Source organism: Flavobacterium palustre, assembly GCF_014639535.1.
Taxonomy (GTDB): domain Bacteria; phylum Bacteroidota; class Bacteroidia; order Flavobacteriales; family Flavobacteriaceae; genus Flavobacterium; species Flavobacterium palustre.
This window is the reverse complement of record NZ_BMGA01000004.1, coordinates 116,829-132,555: the sequence shown is the minus strand read 5'-3', so window position 1 is coordinate 132,555 and position 15,727 is coordinate 116,829. Positions and strand designations below refer to the sequence as shown.

11 protein-coding genes and 1 tRNA gene are annotated in these 15,727 nt (G+C 33.7%); 9 read left to right on the top strand and 3 right to left on the bottom strand.

What is annotated here, in order from left to right; genetic code table 11:
• Positions 1-325 precede the first annotated feature (325 nt).
• Together pckA and IEV84_RS09735 are read right to left on the bottom strand one after the other, a co-directional pair.
• Positions 326-1,915: a phosphoenolpyruvate carboxykinase (ATP) gene (gene pckA, locus IEV84_RS09740; protein WP_188494096.1), complete on the bottom strand. Its 1,590-nt coding sequence runs from the start codon at positions 1,913-1,915 to the stop codon at positions 326-328.
• Between the two features lie 74 nt (positions 1,916-1,989).
• The gene (locus IEV84_RS09735) at positions 1,990-2,385 is read right to left on the bottom strand and encodes a DUF423 domain-containing protein (protein WP_188494095.1); all 396 of its coding nucleotides are present in this window, start codon (positions 2,383-2,385) and stop codon (positions 1,990-1,992) included.
• A 378-nt stretch (positions 2,386-2,763) separates the two neighbouring features.
• Here IEV84_RS09735 and IEV84_RS09730 point away from each other — a divergent pair, with 378 nt between their 5' ends.
• The 4 genes from IEV84_RS09730 (at position 2,764) to IEV84_RS09715 (ending at position 7,150) form a co-directional block, all read left to right on the top strand.
• A complete protein-coding gene (locus IEV84_RS09730; protein ID WP_188494094.1) occupies positions 2,764-4,122 on the top strand; it encodes a saccharopine dehydrogenase family protein in 1,359 nt (452 codons plus the stop codon).
• A gap of 254 nt (positions 4,123-4,376) precedes the next feature.
• Entirely contained in the window at positions 4,377-5,111 is a 735-nt protein-coding gene (locus IEV84_RS09725) for a hypothetical protein (protein WP_188494093.1), read from the top strand.
• A gap of 1 nt (position 5,112) precedes the next feature.
• Entirely contained in the window at positions 5,113-6,777 is a 1,665-nt protein-coding gene (locus IEV84_RS09720; protein ID WP_188494092.1) for a hypothetical protein, read from the top strand.
• Positions 6,758-7,150 (top strand): response regulator transcription factor, encoded by a 393-nt coding sequence (locus tag IEV84_RS09715; protein WP_188494091.1) that lies wholly within the window; start codon positions 6,758-6,760, stop codon positions 7,148-7,150. Before IEV84_RS09720 ends, IEV84_RS09715 begins: the two co-directional genes overlap by 20 nt.
• Positions 7,151-7,345: 195 nt before the next feature.
• Here IEV84_RS09715 and IEV84_RS09710 read toward each other — a convergent pair whose 3' ends face one another.
• Positions 7,346-8,734: a dipeptidase gene (locus IEV84_RS09710; protein ID WP_188494090.1), complete on the bottom strand. Its 1,389-nt coding sequence runs from the start codon at positions 8,732-8,734 to the stop codon at positions 7,346-7,348.
• 112 nt (positions 8,735-8,846) lie between these two features.
• On the opposite strand from IEV84_RS09710, the gene IEV84_RS09705 reads away from it, so the two are divergent.
• The 5 genes from IEV84_RS09705 to IEV84_RS09685 all read left to right on the top strand — a co-directional run bounded on the left by IEV84_RS09705 (position 8,847) and on the right by IEV84_RS09685 (position 15,649).
• A tRNA-Leu gene (locus IEV84_RS09705) sits at positions 8,847-8,928 on the top strand.
• A 127-nt stretch (positions 8,929-9,055) separates the two neighbouring features.
• A complete protein-coding gene (gene deoC, locus IEV84_RS09700; RefSeq protein WP_188494089.1) occupies positions 9,056-9,799 on the top strand; it encodes a deoxyribose-phosphate aldolase in 744 nt (247 codons plus the stop codon).
• A gap of 18 nt (positions 9,800-9,817) precedes the next feature.
• Positions 9,818-11,938, top strand: a complete 2,121-nt coding sequence (remB, locus tag IEV84_RS09695) for a gliding motility outer membrane protein RemB (RefSeq protein WP_188494088.1) — start codon at positions 9,818-9,820, stop codon at positions 11,936-11,938.
• 241 nt (positions 11,939-12,179) lie between these two features.
• Positions 12,180-14,495 (top strand): TonB-dependent receptor, encoded by a 2,316-nt coding sequence (locus IEV84_RS09690; RefSeq protein WP_188494087.1) that lies wholly within the window; start codon positions 12,180-12,182, stop codon positions 14,493-14,495.
• Complete coding sequence (locus IEV84_RS09685; RefSeq protein ID WP_229732652.1) at positions 14,495-15,649, top strand: PepSY-associated TM helix domain-containing protein; 1,155 nt, start codon at positions 14,495-14,497, stop codon at positions 15,647-15,649. The genes IEV84_RS09690 and IEV84_RS09685 overlap by 1 nt, the downstream gene beginning before the upstream one ends.
• Positions 15,650-15,727: the final 78 nt, after the last annotated feature.

The following is a 15,727-nucleotide window of genomic DNA, read 5'->3' as shown; positions in this document are numbered from 1 at the left end:
GAGTGTCAAATGTTTGAAGAATGCGTAAAAAGAAAAGTTGTTTGAGTCCCGAAAGCTTTCGGGGCGAGTTCTTTTCTTTTAGCATTCGAAAACTAATTTGACCGACGAGAAAGCGCAAGACTTGATTTTTTTGTTTCTTTTTTGATCAAGCAAAAAAGAAAATTAATAAATCTAATTTTTCTCTCTACTTCATTATGCAAAAAAAAAATACCATTGGTGTTTTTATTTAAAAATGGTTCTCGATACAAATTTTCAGAAAAAGCTATGGCATTTTCTGAAAATTCACTCGAACTGACGTTTTGATAATTTCATCCAAAAAGTTATTTTACACTTCCGGTGCGCCTTCTAAAATTTCATCATTAGCAAATGATTCAAATTTTATAAAATTCGCTTTGAATTTTTGGGCTAGTTCGCGGGCTTTTGTATCGTATAAATCTTTGTCTTCCCAGGTGTTTCTTGGATTTAAAATTTCGCCGGGAACATTAGGGCAACTCTTAGGAATAGCCATTTTAAAAACTGCATGATTGTGGTAATTTACAGTGTCCAATTCGCCATTCAAAGCCGCAGTAATCATAGCACGAGTGTATTTTAATTTCATTCGGCTACCGGTTCCATAAGGACCGCCGGTCCATCCGGTATTGATTAACCAAACTTTTACATCGGCATCTTTCATTTTTTGACTCAGCATTTCGGCGTATCTGGTTGGGTGCAAAGGCATGAACGGTGCACCAAAACAAGCCGAGAAATTAGGTTGTGGTTCGTTGATTCCGGCTTCGGTTCCGGCAATTTTTGCGGTGTAACCCGAAATAAAATGATAAGCTGCCTGACCGGGCGTTAGTTTTGCTATTGGGGGGAGGATTCCAAAAGAATCCGCAGTTAGGAAAAATATGTTTTTTGGATTTTCCCCAATAGAACCCGGTTGAACATTGTTGATGTGTTCAATTGGGTAGCTCACTCGGGTGTTGGGCGTGATGGAAATATCAGTATAATCGACTTCGTTAGTTCCTTTTTTGAAAACGATATTTTCTAATAATGCACCTCTTTTTATTGCATTAAAAATATCAGGTTCATTTTCTTCGCTGAGGTTGACTACTTTGGCATAACATCCGCCTTCAAAATTAAAAACAGTGTTTTCGCTGGTCCATCCGTGTTCGTCATCGCCAATTAATTTTCGGTTGGGGTCGGCAGAAAGAGTTGTTTTTCCGGTACCGGACAATCCAAAGAAAATAGCGGTTGCTCCATCTTCGCCCACGTTGGCACTACAGTGCATTGGTAAGGTATTTTTAAAAACCGGCAGCATGAAATTTAATGCCGAGAAAATGCCTTTTTTCATTTCACCTGTATAAGCTGTTCCGCCAATGATGATGGTTTTTCGGCTAAAGTTTAAGATGGCAAAATTTTCCTGACGGGTTCCGTCGGTTTTAGGATCGGCTTGGAAACTGGGTGCGCAAATTAAAGTCCAGTCGGGTGAAAATTGTGCCAGTTCCTGTGCTGTTGGTCTGAGAAACATATTGTAGGCAAATAAGTTTTCCCAAGGCGTTTCGGTAATCACGCGAACGTTTAATCGGTAATTAGGGTCGGCACATACAGCTGCATCTCTGACAAAGATTTCTTTATTGGATAAATAGTCGGTTAGTTTGTTGTATAAAGCATCAAATTTTGCGGCTTCAAAAGGAATATTAACAGCTCCCCACCAAACTTCGTTCTCAGTAATGTGGTCTTTAACAATAAAACGATCCTGTGGTGAACGACCTGAAAATTTCCCCGTATTGATAGCTAAAGCTCCTGTGGATGTTGCGTTTCCTTCCCGGCGTTGCAGCGTCAAATCGTGCAGTTGTCCGGGACTTAACTGATAATGTATGTTGGCGTTTTTAATTCCGATATTTTCAAGTGAAAACGTAGTGCTCTCATTCATAAGACGGCTTGTTTAGTGGTTTTGTATCTGATACATAAAGATAAAACATATATTTTAGTTCCACTTTTGAATCCTTAATTTTTATCGGACTTTTTTGTGATATTATAGAACAAAACCGCCCAGGCGCTGATTAATAAAAATCCGCCAATAGGCGTTACAAAACCAATTGTTTTGAAGTCAAAAAACGGAGTAAGTTCATTGGTTGCCAATAAATAAATCGAACCTGAAAATAACAGCACGCCTGAAAGCACCAGATTATAAATGATTTTTTTTGTTTTCGAACTTAAAACAGGGATGAGTCCAATGAAAACTAAAAATAAAGCATGATACATTTGGTAGCGCACACCCGTTTCAAAGGTTATTAATTGTTCTGCGTTCAATACTTTTTTTAGTGCATGAGCGCCAAAAGCCCCCAGAATTATTGCAATCATTCCCAGTAAAGCCGCTGTTGAAATTGTTTTCTTGTCCATTTTTGTTCTGTTTAGGTTTCACACAAAAGTATTCGAAATCAAAGGAAACCAAAAGCTTTTTGGCTGATAGTTTGCCGTAATTTGTGCTAAAGTTTTGTGAAATTTTATTCGAGAAGATTCGATTATTGTTTGGCTGTCCTTAGCTTCCGCAGTCGAGTGTCAAATGTTTGAAGAATACGTAAAAAGAAAATCTGTTTGAGCGTAGCGAGTTATTTTCTTTTAGTATTCGAAAACTCATTTGACCGACGAGGAAGTATAAGACTTGATTTTTTTGTTTCTTTTTTGATCAAGCAAAAAAGAAAATAACTATAATTTTTAAATGATTGTCTCTTGTCTTCCCACAAACATTTCCTTATTTTTGAGTACTATTTTCCAGCTATGAGAGAAATTCTAATTATTGGTGCAGGCCGTTCCGCTTCTTCGTTGATTCAGTATCTTTTAGATCAATCTGAATCCGAGCAATTGCAGCTTGTTATTGCCGATTTGTCTTTGGAACTGGCTCAGAAGAAAACCAATAATTATCCTAACGCTACCGCGATTGCTCTGGATATTTTTAATGAAAAGGAGCGAAGAGCAGCTATTGAAAAAGCTGCTATCGTAATATCGATGTTGCCGGCGCATTTGCATATCGAAATTGCTAAAGATTGTTTGCTGTTCAAGAAAAACCTAGTTACCGCTTCTTACATAAGCGATGCAATGCAGGCACTGGATGCTGAGGTGAAAAAGAACAATTTGATTTTCATGAACGAGATAGGTTTAGATCCGGGAATTGACCACATGAGTGCAATGAAAGTGATTAATGAAATCAGGGAAAAAGGCGGAAAAATGCTGTTGTTTGAATCCTTTTGCGGCGGACTCGTAGCTCCTGAATCCGATACGAATCTTTGGAATTACAAATTTACCTGGGCACCGCGTAATGTAGTGTTGGCGGGTCAGGGCGGTGTGGCCAAATTTATTCAGGAAGGTACTTATAAATACATTCCGTACACCAGCTTGTTTCGCCGTACTGAATTTCTGGAAGTAGAAGGTTACGGCAAATTTGAAGCTTATTCCAACAGAGATTCTTTAAAATACCGAAGCATTTATGGACTGGAAGATATTCTCACGCTCTATCGCGGAACGATTAGAAGAGTAGGCTTTTCCAAAGCCTGGAATATGTTTGTGCAATTGGGCATGACTGATGATTCTTATGTCATGGAAGATTCCGAAAACATGAGTTACCGCCAGTTTATGAATTCCTTTTTGCCGTATCATCCCACGGATTCAGTGGAAATAAAAACCCGTTTACTGCTCAAAATCGATCAGGACGACATTATGTGGGACAAATTGCTGGAATTGGATTTATTCAACGATAATAAAATAGTCGGACTCAAGAATGCGACTCCTGCCCATATTCTGGAGAAAATTCTCAGTGACAGCTGGACGCTAGAGCCCGATGATAAAGATATGATTGTGATGTACCATAAATTTGGCTACGAACTCAACGGCAAAAAAGTCCAGATGGATTCCCAAATGGTTTGCATAGGACAAGACCAAACTTATACCGCTATGGCTAAAACCGTAGGATTGCCGGTTGCTATGGCAACTTTATTAATCCTGAACGGAAAAATTAAAACCTACGGTGTGCAACTTCCTGTCTTGAAAGAAGTGTACTTGCCGGTTTTAAAAGAACTGGAAGTCTACGGTATTCACTTCATAGAAAAACCAATGCCTTATTTGGGGTATAAGTATAGTTGATTTTTTTTTTGGGCGTTCCCCATCTCCATTTCATTACGCCGGGTCAGGCTGTACGCTCTATCTTTTGCTTTTTAAAGAAAATAGCAAAAGTATAATGATTTCATTTTAATAATACTGATTGATTTGTAATAAATAGTTTATATATTTGAGTTGTTTATAAAATGATAATTTTAATTATAAGAGTTTGGTATGAAAGAATACTGTTATGATTATGAGAGAAGTGATTTACCTAGGATTTTAGAAATAAAGATATAATGATTAAACTTTTAGAAGAAGAATATAAGAAGCTTGAAAATAAGGATTTTACATATACGGGTAAGAGTAATGTTTTAAATAATATTGTTCAAATAAAATTAAGTGAAACAGAATTATATAATTATAAAAATCATATTTCTGTAGATATAAAAAAATACTTAATTTCTATAATTGAAGTAGCAGAACTTGGTCCTATAAAATATGATGAAATTAGGGAACGAAAAATAATTGAATTATTAAATAAGCTTGAAAATAAAGAAAAATTGTATTATCTGAATTTTTTAATAAGACAATTGCAAAAAAGTTCTTTTGAAGATGAAATTAAAACCTTTCAAAAAATACGTATTAAAACAATATTAGAAAATTCAAAAAATGATTTTATGAATTTTAGATCAATTTTAAATGTTTTAGTATATTTTCCTTTGTATAGTTTATTTACACTTTTTATAACGTTATTTACTGTAGCGCTAATTTCAGGATTAATACTTATGCCTGCTCAATTAAGTTGGATGTCATTATTTGATTTTAAACTTACCTATTTAGGAGTTTGTAATAATTATTTTTTTAATCATTTTATCAATGTTTTTTCATCATTGTTGGGAGTTAATGAAGATTTCAAAATTAGGCCTAATGATGAATTTTCAATGATTGCATTAATGATTGGAAAAATATTTTTGTTTTTATATGTGCTTGTTTTTATTTTTAATAAGCTTAGTGATTATTTAAAAAGATAATATGACTTTACAAAAATTTACAAATAAAACCCTTAGTATTTTTTTTAGATTAATTATTATACTTTTTGGTATATACATTATCAATTATAAAGATAATTATTTTGAGTGTTATTGGTATTATCTAGCTATAATTCCATATTTATTTATATATGTTAATACAGTTTTTAATGATGGATTTAGTTCGAAAATTCGATTAGTAAATGATTATTTATTCATTGTATTTTTAATTTATGGTAAAGATTTAGATATAGTGACAGCAACTTTTTTGCTTTTACCTGTAATAAATTCACCAAATCATTCTGGAGATAAGAAGTCAATTATGCTTTATGTTTTATTTGTATTCTCCATTTTTTTATTAAATAATTATAAATTTTCTTGGACATTTATAATTGTGACATTTGCATTTAGAATAGTAAATTTTATAACTGATAGTAGGAATAAATATTTTGAAAATATTTCTAAACTAAATAAAGAGATTGAACTTTTTCTTGAAAAGGAACTTGAATTAAGAAAAAGTTATAAAGTTTACAATGGGATTCTAGATGTTTTAAATAATATAAAGTTTTTAAAATTTTACAGACCAACTTTTTCTAAAATTATTTGTTTTAAAATTGATAAAAGAAAAATAATTATTGAGAACAGTTCTGTTTTTGTTTGGTCATATACAATTGATGATGAATTTATTCAAGAAGTAATAAACGCAAAAGATTTAGAAGCTCTTTCATATTCAAATATTAATTTAGAGATTAATGATGTTAATTGTAGTAAAAACTTTTTTCTCGTTAATCAAACAAAAAACAATAGATACATTTTTGTATTTGTACTTGAAGATTTTTCAAATAGATTATTCAATACATATTATATCAGTTTACTTCAGTCTATAACGGCTAGAATCTCAAAAGTGATTGGAATAGAGAATTCAATAAAAAATGAGAATAAGAAAATGCTAATGGATTTCAGGAAAAAATATTTTCATATCCAAAATGCTGAAAAAGCTATGCATTTTATCCGTAATAGATTTAATACACTGGATAATTTTATTGAAATGTCTAAAGATAACATTAATGGGAAAATGGATGGAGACGATTTGAAACTTTATTCAACAGAATTAGATAGATTAGAAAGAAGTTATAAACTCTTGATGGATAGAGTTAAAGCAATATTAGATAAGTCAGACAAACCTTTTTCTGCTACAAAACTTGAGGATAAGACATTGAATTTTCTTTTTGGTTCAATACGCGAAATTTGGTTAGACTTTTTTGAAACTTTTAACGTTGAAATAGATGTTGACGTAAATTTAATAGATAAATTTACAGTAAAATTAAATAGTGATGGTTTGTATATTTTAATTTTAGATTGGATTGCAAATTTAAAAAAGTATTCTGAAAAAGACGAAATAGTTGTTTTTAGTGAAACTCAAACACAATATTTAATATCATTTAGGAATCAATTCAAAATAGAAGATAAAAAAGATATTTTAGAATTAAGAGATGATTTTAATTCTACTGAAAGAGATAAGATTTTGCAGAGAACATCACATGGGATATTGATTATGAAGTCTATATTAGAAGAAATGTGTGTTTCAGGTGTCATAGAAGTTGATGGGAATATTATTGAATTAAAATTATCATTTAAAAAAGAAGAAAATGAAAATAGCGATTTTTGAAAACGAATATGATACTGTTGAAATTGCATTTAAATATTTGAATAAAAAATATTTCAATTATTCATTGAAATTAGAAAATTATCCTAGTAGCGATAGCTTTCCTGATCTCAAAAAACTTCAAGATTATTCTTTAATAATTATTGATTTAGACTTATCCTCTCAAAGCAGTTTGGATGGGTTTGGTTTAATAAAAAAAATTGAGAAAACACTTGTTGAGCCCATAAAAATTTTAATTTTAACGGGTCAAGCATTAAGTGATAAATATGATGTAGAAAATGGTCTGAATAAAAAATATCCAGTATTGGAAAAACCAATAAATTATAATAAACTAAATAATCAATTTGAAAAATTAGGAATTAAATACATTGGTTGATTACTGTTTGATATTTTAGAGATTTGAATATGATTTAATGCAAACATTAAGTAAGATATTGAATAATAATTTTCTCTAGTGAAAGTTTCATAAAAACTCCGTTTACTCTAAAGAATAAACGGATTTTGTTTCTTTTAGCTTAGCGAACTTTGCGAAAAACTTTGTGTCCCGATAGCTATCGGGATTGCGGTTAAATCACTTTGATAACTCCACAAAATACTTATAAAACAGCGGAATAGTTTCAATTCCTTTTAAGTAATTGAAAATCCCAAAATGTTCATTTGGCGAATGAATGGCATCGCTGTCGAGGCCAAATCCCATTAGTATGGTTTTGCTTTTCAATTCTTTTTCGAATAAGGCTACAATAGGAATGCTTCCGCCGGAGCGTACCGGAATGGCAGGAATTCCAAAGGTTTCGGTGTAAGCCATATTTGCGGCTTGGTAACCAATGCTGTCAATTGGCGTCACATAACCCTGACCACCGTGATGCGGAGTTACTTTTACGGTAACTGCTGCGGGAGCAATATTGGTAAAATGCTTGGTGAATAATTCGGTGATTTCTTCCCAGTCCTGATTAGGAACCAGTCGCATCGAAATTTTGGCGAAAGCCTTAGATGGAATAACCGTTTTAGCACCCTGACCGGTGTAACCGCCCCAGATTCCGTTGACGTCCAGCGTAGGGCGGATGGCGTTTCTTTCATTGGTCACATAGCCTGCTTCGCCATAAACATCTTTTAAATCCAATGCTTTTTTATAATCTTCAATATCGAAAGGGGCTTTGGCCATTTCGGTTCTTTCTTCCAAAGATAATTCTTCTACTTTATCATAAAATCCCGGAATAGTAATGCGATTGTTTTCGTCGTGTAAGGAAGCAATCATTTTGCTTAGGATATTGATAGGATTTGCAACGGCACCACCATACAATCCTGAATGTAAATCACGGCTAGGTCCTGTAACTTCCACTTCTACATAACTTAGGCCTCGCAAACCAGTAGTGATAGAAGGTTGTTGGTTAGAAATCATTCCGGTATCGGAAATTAAAATCACATCGTTTTTAAGTTTTTCGGTATTGTTTTCAACAAAAGTTTTTAGGTTCACGCTGCCTACTTCTTCCTCGCCTTCAATCATGAATTTAACGTTGCATGGCAGGCAGTTGTTGCTAACCATGTATTCGAAAGCTTTTACGTGCATGTACATCTGACCTTTGTCGTCACAAGCACCACGGGCAAAAATAGCGCCTTCGGGATGAATGTCGGTTTTTTTAATAACGGGTTCAAATGGAGGCGAAGTCCACAGTTCAACAGGATCCGGTGGCTGTACATCATAATGACCGTAAACTAAAACAGTTGGTAAATTCGGGTCGATTATTTTCTCGCCATAAACAATTGGGTAGCCGTTAGTTTCGCATATTTCGACTTTGTCGCAACCTGCTTTTTCGAGACTGATTTTTACAGCTTCGGAAGTGTCAATAACATCCTGAGAGTAAGCGGAGTCGGCACTTACGGAAGGGATTTTGAGTAATTCGATTAATTCGTTGATGAAACGTTCTTTGTTTTGTTGGATATAATTATTAATGTTTTCCATTGATTGGGCTGTCTTTTGATACTTTCAAAAATACAAAAAACAGAATAATAATTTTTTTTAATTTTTTGCTTTGAATATTGGAAAGTATCCTTATATTTGCACCCACAATTAAGCGGATATGGCGAAATTGGTAGACGTGCCAGACTTAGGATCTGGTGCCGCAAGGCGTGTAGGTTCGAGTCCTATTATCCGCACAAAAAGCTTCTCAATCGGGAAGCTTTTTTTATGTCTTTATTTTTTTTGCTTAACTTAAGCAAGAAGGATCTCATTAAAAAATTAAATGTATTTTTGTCTTTCAACTACAAATGCTGAAAGGAATACATGGATATTAGACCTTTTATAGATTCCACTTATTTAAAAACAGCTTCACAGGCGGCTCTGGATGAAATTCAAAACCGGACTGTGGTGGAGACTTTTGTTAGAGAAGCTGTTGAGGAGCGTTTTAAACTTATTATGATTCGACCGGAAATGGTTGCTTTGGCTAAAAAAATAATTTCAGAAGCGGAATCGAATGTTCAAATAGGAACCGTGATTGATTTTCCCGAAGGACAATCCGGTATTGAAGAAAAATTGCGTGAAGCCCGTCAGGCGATCGCTGATGGGGCTGACGAATTGGATTTTGTATGCAATTATCAGGCTTTTAAAAATGGACAAATTGATTTGGTAAAAGAGGAGATTTTAATAGGAACTCAGTTAGCATTAGAACATAATAAAATCATCAAATGGATTATTGAAGTTGCTGCGCTGACTGACAGACAAATTATTCAGTTATCGGCTTTGATAAAAAATGTGGTACTGAGCCATTTTAAAGAAGCCGATTATGCTGCAGTTTTTGTGAAATCTTCCACCGGATTTTATCAGACTAAAAATAATGAACCTAACGGGGCTACAATCCCCTCGATTATTATGATGCTTGAAAACGCATCGCCACTTTCGGTAAAAGCGGCTGGTGGGGTGCGTAGCTATGAAGATGCGGTGGAAATGATAAAATTAGGTGTGAAGCGTATTGGGACATCGGCAGCAAAAGCAATTGTAAAAGGTGAAAAGAATCAAAAAGAATATTAAAGGCTGATTATAAAGAATATGAAAAAAATATTGCCAGTTTTGGTGTTGTGCTTTTTTACGAGCTTGGGTTTTGCCCAAAGTCAGGATTTTAATTCCGGAGTTGAGCTGAATTCGCAACGTTTTCCTGTTTTTCCAACATGTGAAAATCTGGAAGCATCGGCATTAGAAAATTGTTTTTATACAGAAGTGCAGGAATTTGTTTTTGAAAATTTTGTGGTTCCGGAAAATTTGGTTCAGAATAATTTCAAAGGAAATGTCAAAGTGCTTTTTGAAGTAGATGCCAATGGTGTTTTTAAAGTAATTTATGTAAATGCGGTTGATGAAAGTTTGATAGCTGAAACCAGACGTGTTTTTGCAAAATTTCCCAAAATTACTCCGGCTACTTATAACGGAAAAGCGGAATATTCGAAATACAATATTACGATTGCTATACCTTTAAAAAGTGCTGCAACTTTGGCGGCTGAGAATTTGGCTAAAGCGGATATTCTTAGAAATACTACGCCGCAGTTGACCGAATTAGACAATATTGTTTATAAAAAATACAATAATCCGGAGTTTGAAAGTCATTTGAATATTCCGTTTTCGCACAGTTATTATGCGCAATTTGATGCTGCTGTAAATCAGCTGGGAAGTAACAATCATACGGCTTCAAAACCTTATACTTATGCCGAAGTGGCTAAGTATTACAATTTTAAACAGGAAAATGAAAAATTGAAAAGAAATGCTTCCGACTGGTGGACCCGAAAATTATGGAATGAAAACATGGTTGAAATCAGAGGGGAGGATTATTGGTTTACGCTGAATCCGGTTTTGGATTTGCAATTAGGGAAGGCATCCGGAAATACTTCGATAAATACTTTTGTCAATACACGTGCGATTAATTTTAGAGGAGGTTTAGGAAATAAACTTTATTTTTCAACGACTTTATTTGAAAGTCAGGGGCGTTTTGCGGATTATTACAATCGTTATGCTGAGTCGATATTGCCTTCGGGAGGAAATCCTGCGATTATTCCCGGAATAGGAATTGCAAAAAGATTTAAAACCGATGCTTATGATTTTCCTTTGGCGGAAGCCAATATTACTTTTACTCCCAATACATTTATGGATATGCAATTGGGGTATGGTCGAAATTTCATAGGAGATGGTTATCGTTCTTTGCTGGAAAGTGACGGAGCCAGTCCGTATCCTTATTTTAAGTTGAATACCAAGTTTTGGAAAATAAAATATACCAATACCTATATGTGGTTAAAAGATGTGCGTCCGGACGTTACGGTGGATAAGACCTATGCTACCAAGTTTATGGCGAATCACTATTTGAGTTGGAATGTTTCTAACAGACTGAATTTAGGTTTCTTCGAATCGGTGGTGTGGACTAATAGTAATGACAGAGGATTTGATGCTAGTTTTGTGAATCCGATTGTTTTTTACCGTTCGGTTGAATTTGGCTCTTCTTCTAAGTCGGGGAATGCACTTTTGGGATTGACTTTTAAATACAAATGGGATAATCAAATTAACTTTTACGGACAGTTTATCTTAGATGAATTTTCGTTGAATGATGTTAAAGAAGGTGATAATAGTTGGAAAAATAAATACGGCTATCAATTAGGGGCGAAATATTATAATGCTTTCAATGTGCCTAATTTATTGTTGCAACTGGAGTACAACCGTGTGCGTCCTTATGTGTATTCGCATTCAGAACCGATTACGAATTACGGGCATAACAATCAAAGTTTAGGACATCAGTGGGGTGCTAATTTTGGCGAATTCATTGCTATTGCCCGCTACCACCAGGGAAGATGGTTTGCTGATTTTAAATTAACATCTGCGGTAAGAGGTTTTGATTTTGCTGCTACGGGGGCGAATTCTAATTATGGTACTAATATTTATCGTGATTACGATTTGGATCGTTTTGCGAATTCGGGAGTGAAAGTAGGACAGGGGAATAAAACCAAATTTTTCATGACAGACATTCAGGGAGGTTATTTGATTAATCCTTCTACTAATTTGAAACTTTTTGCCAGTTATATTTACAGGGATTTTAATCCAAAGGAAAATACTGCAACGGTTTTTAAAGAAAGTACCAATTGGTTTTCTATAGGTTTACGCTCGGATATTTTTAACTGGTATTTTGATTATTAGTAGAAATAAAAAGCTGAAAATAAACAATTTACAAACTGTAATAACGCCACAATTCATCTGAGTTGTGGCGTTTTATTTTGCAAATGGTTTTATGAAATTTAAATTGATGTTTGAACATTTGGAGGAGCGAAAAAAAGTTTTGTAACGATTTGTTGTAAATAAAAATAGAATAGCAGTATCTTTGCAAAGAATAAGTCTAAATAAGAATAATTGTGTTCTGTCTTTGTTAACTATTTTAAAAATGAATTTTAAATTACTTTTTTTCTACCCCTTTTTAGTGTTATTTACAACAGTTTTAAATGCACAATCGCTTCGCTTAAAAATTGAAAATGAATCGAAAAAACCAATTGCGAATGCTTCAATTATATCAAACAATAAGGTTGTTGGAACAACTAGTCTTTCAGGTGAAGCTATAGTTTTGAGCAGTCAAATTGAAAGTAAGACCATTTTGATTTCGGCTCAAAATTACCAACCGCTTTCTTATGTTTTTTCGAATTTAGAAGAGAAAAATGTAATCAAAATTGTTTTGAGTAATGAAAATCAACTACAGGAAGTAGTGATTACAGCCGGTAGAAAACAAGAAAATATAGCTACGATTCCTTCTTCGGTTACGATTATGAGCCAGAAAGAAATTCAGCAGCAAAGCAGTATTAATACCAATTTGGCTTCTATTTTAGGAAATGTGATTCCGGGATTAGGAACAACAACAAACAAAGCAACAAGTTCCGGACAGACATTGCGTGGAAGACAGGTTTTGGTTTTAATAGATGGAATTCCACAATCGACACCGTTAATGAATGGAGCTCGTGATTTACGTACAATCGATGCTAATGCTGTTGAGCGTATTGAGGTAATTAAAGGTGCGACTTCTATTTACGGAAATGGTTCAGGAGGAGGTATTATTAATTATATTACTAAAAAAGCGCCTTTAGTGAATAGTTTTGAAGGTGTAACTACAGTAGGAACAACTTTTAACCCACTCCATAGTAAAGAAACTTTTGGTTACCGTGTTTCTCAGTTTTTTAATGGAAGAAAAGATAAATTTAGTTATGTTCTTGGAGGATCTTATGATTATACTGCGCTTCAAAGAGATGCCAAAGGAAGACCGTTAGGGCAAACGGATGGTTTGTCTAATTCTCATCAGGCAAATGCTTTTGTGAAATTAGGTTACAATATGGATGAACATACTAATTTCAATGTAGTATACAATTTTTACGGAAGTACTCAAAAAGCTAAATATATTAGTCAGGCTGGTGTGTATGGTGAGACTCCAACTATTGGTGTTCGCGGAACAGAGCCAGGTGAAAATGCAGGAACACCGTTCAATCATAATTTCATGTTCACTTTTTCGAAAAATAATTTGTTTAATACAACACAATTGGATGTTTCGGCATATTTGAATTCCTTTCAGTCAATGAATCGTTATGTGGCTGCTGGAACGGCTTGGTATGGTCCGGGGCAAACAATGATTAATTCGAATAAAAACGGAACACGGATTAACTTGAATACGCCATTTACAATTGCTTCATTGCCTTCTGAAATTACTTATGGTATTGATGTTTTGAATGATGTTACTTTTCAGGATTTAGTGGATGGACGTGTGTATATTCCTAAAATGGATATGTTGAATATTGCTCCTTATGCGCAATTGAAAGTAGATGTGTTAGAAAATTTAATTTTCAAAGGAGGAGTTCGTTATGAAAATGCAACTGTTCGTGTTAAAGATTACAATACGATAGCAACAGGGCCTAATAATACAGGAAGTATTTTTGTAGAAGGAGGTAAGATTCCGTATAATGCTACGATGTTTAATGCCGGTTTACGTTTTAATAAATATGAATTTTTTAATCCATTTGTAAGTTTTTCACAGGCATTTGCTATTAATGAATTAGGTCGGATTTTACGTAGAGCTACAGCAAATACTATTGCAAGCTTAGAAACTGATCCAATCATTACTAATAATTATGAAGCTGGTTTTTCTAGTAAATTTTACGATTTTAACTTAACGGCAGCTTACTATATCAGTACTTCAAAATTAGGTGCGAATCTTGTTGATGTAGGCGGTTATTTAGTAGCGCAACGCGAACCTGAAAATGTAAAAGGATATGAGATTACATTAGATTACAGATTTTCAAATCAGCTTAATGTAGGAGGAAGTTATTCTTATGTAGATGGGAAAGCTAAATTTGATGATGGAAGTAGTGTTTACTTAAACGGATCACGTATTGCTCCGCCTAAAGCAACGGGTTTTATTACGTATAAGCCAACTTCTGACTGGAACTTACAATTATCTTGGGTGCATACAGGATGTCGTGACCGTTTTGCATTAAATAGTACAGGGAAATATAATAATAGCGAAGGGCCTATTTCGACAGTGAATTTGGTTAATTTTGCCGGAAGTTATTCGTTTAATAAAAACTGGTCATTAAATTTAGGTGTTGAAAATTTATTAAACAACAGTTATTACACTACTTTAAGTCAATATCGTGCTGTAAATGCAGATTATGTAATGGGTACAGGTATGATGACCAGCTTAAATTTGCGTTATAAATTTTAATGATGTTCAAAAAAAAGATTTTATGGTTACATAAATGGTTGGGTTTAATTTCGGGACTTGTAGTTTTGATTGTTAGCCTTACCGGATGTCTTACTGTTTTTCAGGATGAGTTGCAATTGATGACTCATCCTGAAAAATTTTTTATTGAACAGCCAGTTGAATCTTCTTCTAAGCCGATTGCTTTAACCCAACTTATAGCGATCGCCCAAAAGCAATTAAATACAGGTGAGAAAGTAAGTCGTGTTGAAGTTTTTCCTCAAAAAGACCGAACCTGGATTTTTAGAGCAGTAAAAACGAATAAAGATGCTTTTTTGTACTCGGATTATTTTGTTTATCACAAAAGGGTATTCGTAAATCCATATACCGGAAAAGTACTAGTGGTTGAAAATACTAAAATGAATTTTTTTCAAATTGTGCTTCAGCTGCACATGAATTTACTTTTAGGAAAAAACTATGGTCATTTTATAGTTGGTTTTTCGACTATCTTTTTTGCTGTTTTGTGTCTGACAGGAATTGTTTTATGGTGGCCAAAAAAATGGAAACCTAAAACAATTAAAAATAGTTTTTCGATAAAATTTAAGGCAAGTAAAAAACGATTCAATTATGATTTACATAATGTTTTAGGTTTTTACAGTTTGTTATTTGCCTTATTGTTTGCTTTCACAGGTTTGATGTTTGCTTTTCCTGCTTTTAAAAAAGCTATTTCGAATCAATTGAATTCCTTAGATAATGAAGAAAAAGAAGTTTCACTTCCGTTTGTACCTCAAAAATCTGCGACAGTTTTAGATAACGGATTGAATTATGTGCTGACAAAACATTCTAGTGCTGACCAGCTTTCTATTCGATTAGAAAAAGATGTTAAAGAACCTCAGGGAATTCAGGTACGAATTGAAAAAAACAGAACAGGTGTTTTTTACTGGTATTATTTTGATCAGTTAAGCGGACAGCTGGATAAGTTGAAATCTTCTAATAATTTACAATTAGGAAGCCGGGTTGCTTCACTTAATTATGATTTGCATGTAGGAAGTATAGGTGGGATTTATACAAAGATTTTAGCTTTTTTTGCTTCTTTGGTTTGTGCTTCTTTACCAATTACCGGATTTATAATTTGGTGGAACAAATATAAAAAGTCAAATGCCAAAAAGGCAAAATGATTTTATATTCTTAATCGAAATGATGGTGTTTAGTCGGATAGCAAAAATCTATTTTTTGTTTAGTATTTTCTTCAACAA

Coding starts and splice junctions, on each gene's coding strand:
- pckA (WP_188494096.1), bottom strand. CDS start 1,915: ATGAATGAGAGCACTACGTTTTCACTTGAAAATATCGGAATTAAAAAC.
- IEV84_RS09735 (WP_188494095.1), bottom strand. CDS start 2,385: ATGGACAAGAAAACAATTTCAACAGCGGCTTTACTGGGAATGATTGCA.
- IEV84_RS09730 (WP_188494094.1), top strand. CDS start 2,764: ATGAGAGAAATTCTAATTATTGGTGCAGGCCGTTCCGCTTCTTCGTTG.
- IEV84_RS09725 (WP_188494093.1), top strand. CDS start 4,377: ATGATTAAACTTTTAGAAGAAGAATATAAGAAGCTTGAAAATAAGGAT.
- IEV84_RS09720 (WP_188494092.1), top strand. CDS start 5,113: ATGACTTTACAAAAATTTACAAATAAAACCCTTAGTATTTTTTTTAGA.
- IEV84_RS09715 (WP_188494091.1), top strand. CDS start 6,758: ATGAAAATAGCGATTTTTGAAAACGAATATGATACTGTTGAAATTGCA.
- IEV84_RS09710 (WP_188494090.1), bottom strand. CDS start 8,734: ATGGAAAACATTAATAATTATATCCAACAAAACAAAGAACGTTTCATC.
- deoC (WP_188494089.1), top strand. CDS start 9,056: ATGGATATTAGACCTTTTATAGATTCCACTTATTTAAAAACAGCTTCA.
- remB (WP_188494088.1), top strand. CDS start 9,818: ATGAAAAAAATATTGCCAGTTTTGGTGTTGTGCTTTTTTACGAGCTTG.
- IEV84_RS09690 (WP_188494087.1), top strand. CDS start 12,180: ATGAATTTTAAATTACTTTTTTTCTACCCCTTTTTAGTGTTATTTACA.
- IEV84_RS09685 (WP_229732652.1), top strand. CDS start 14,495: ATGATGTTCAAAAAAAAGATTTTATGGTTACATAAATGGTTGGGTTTA.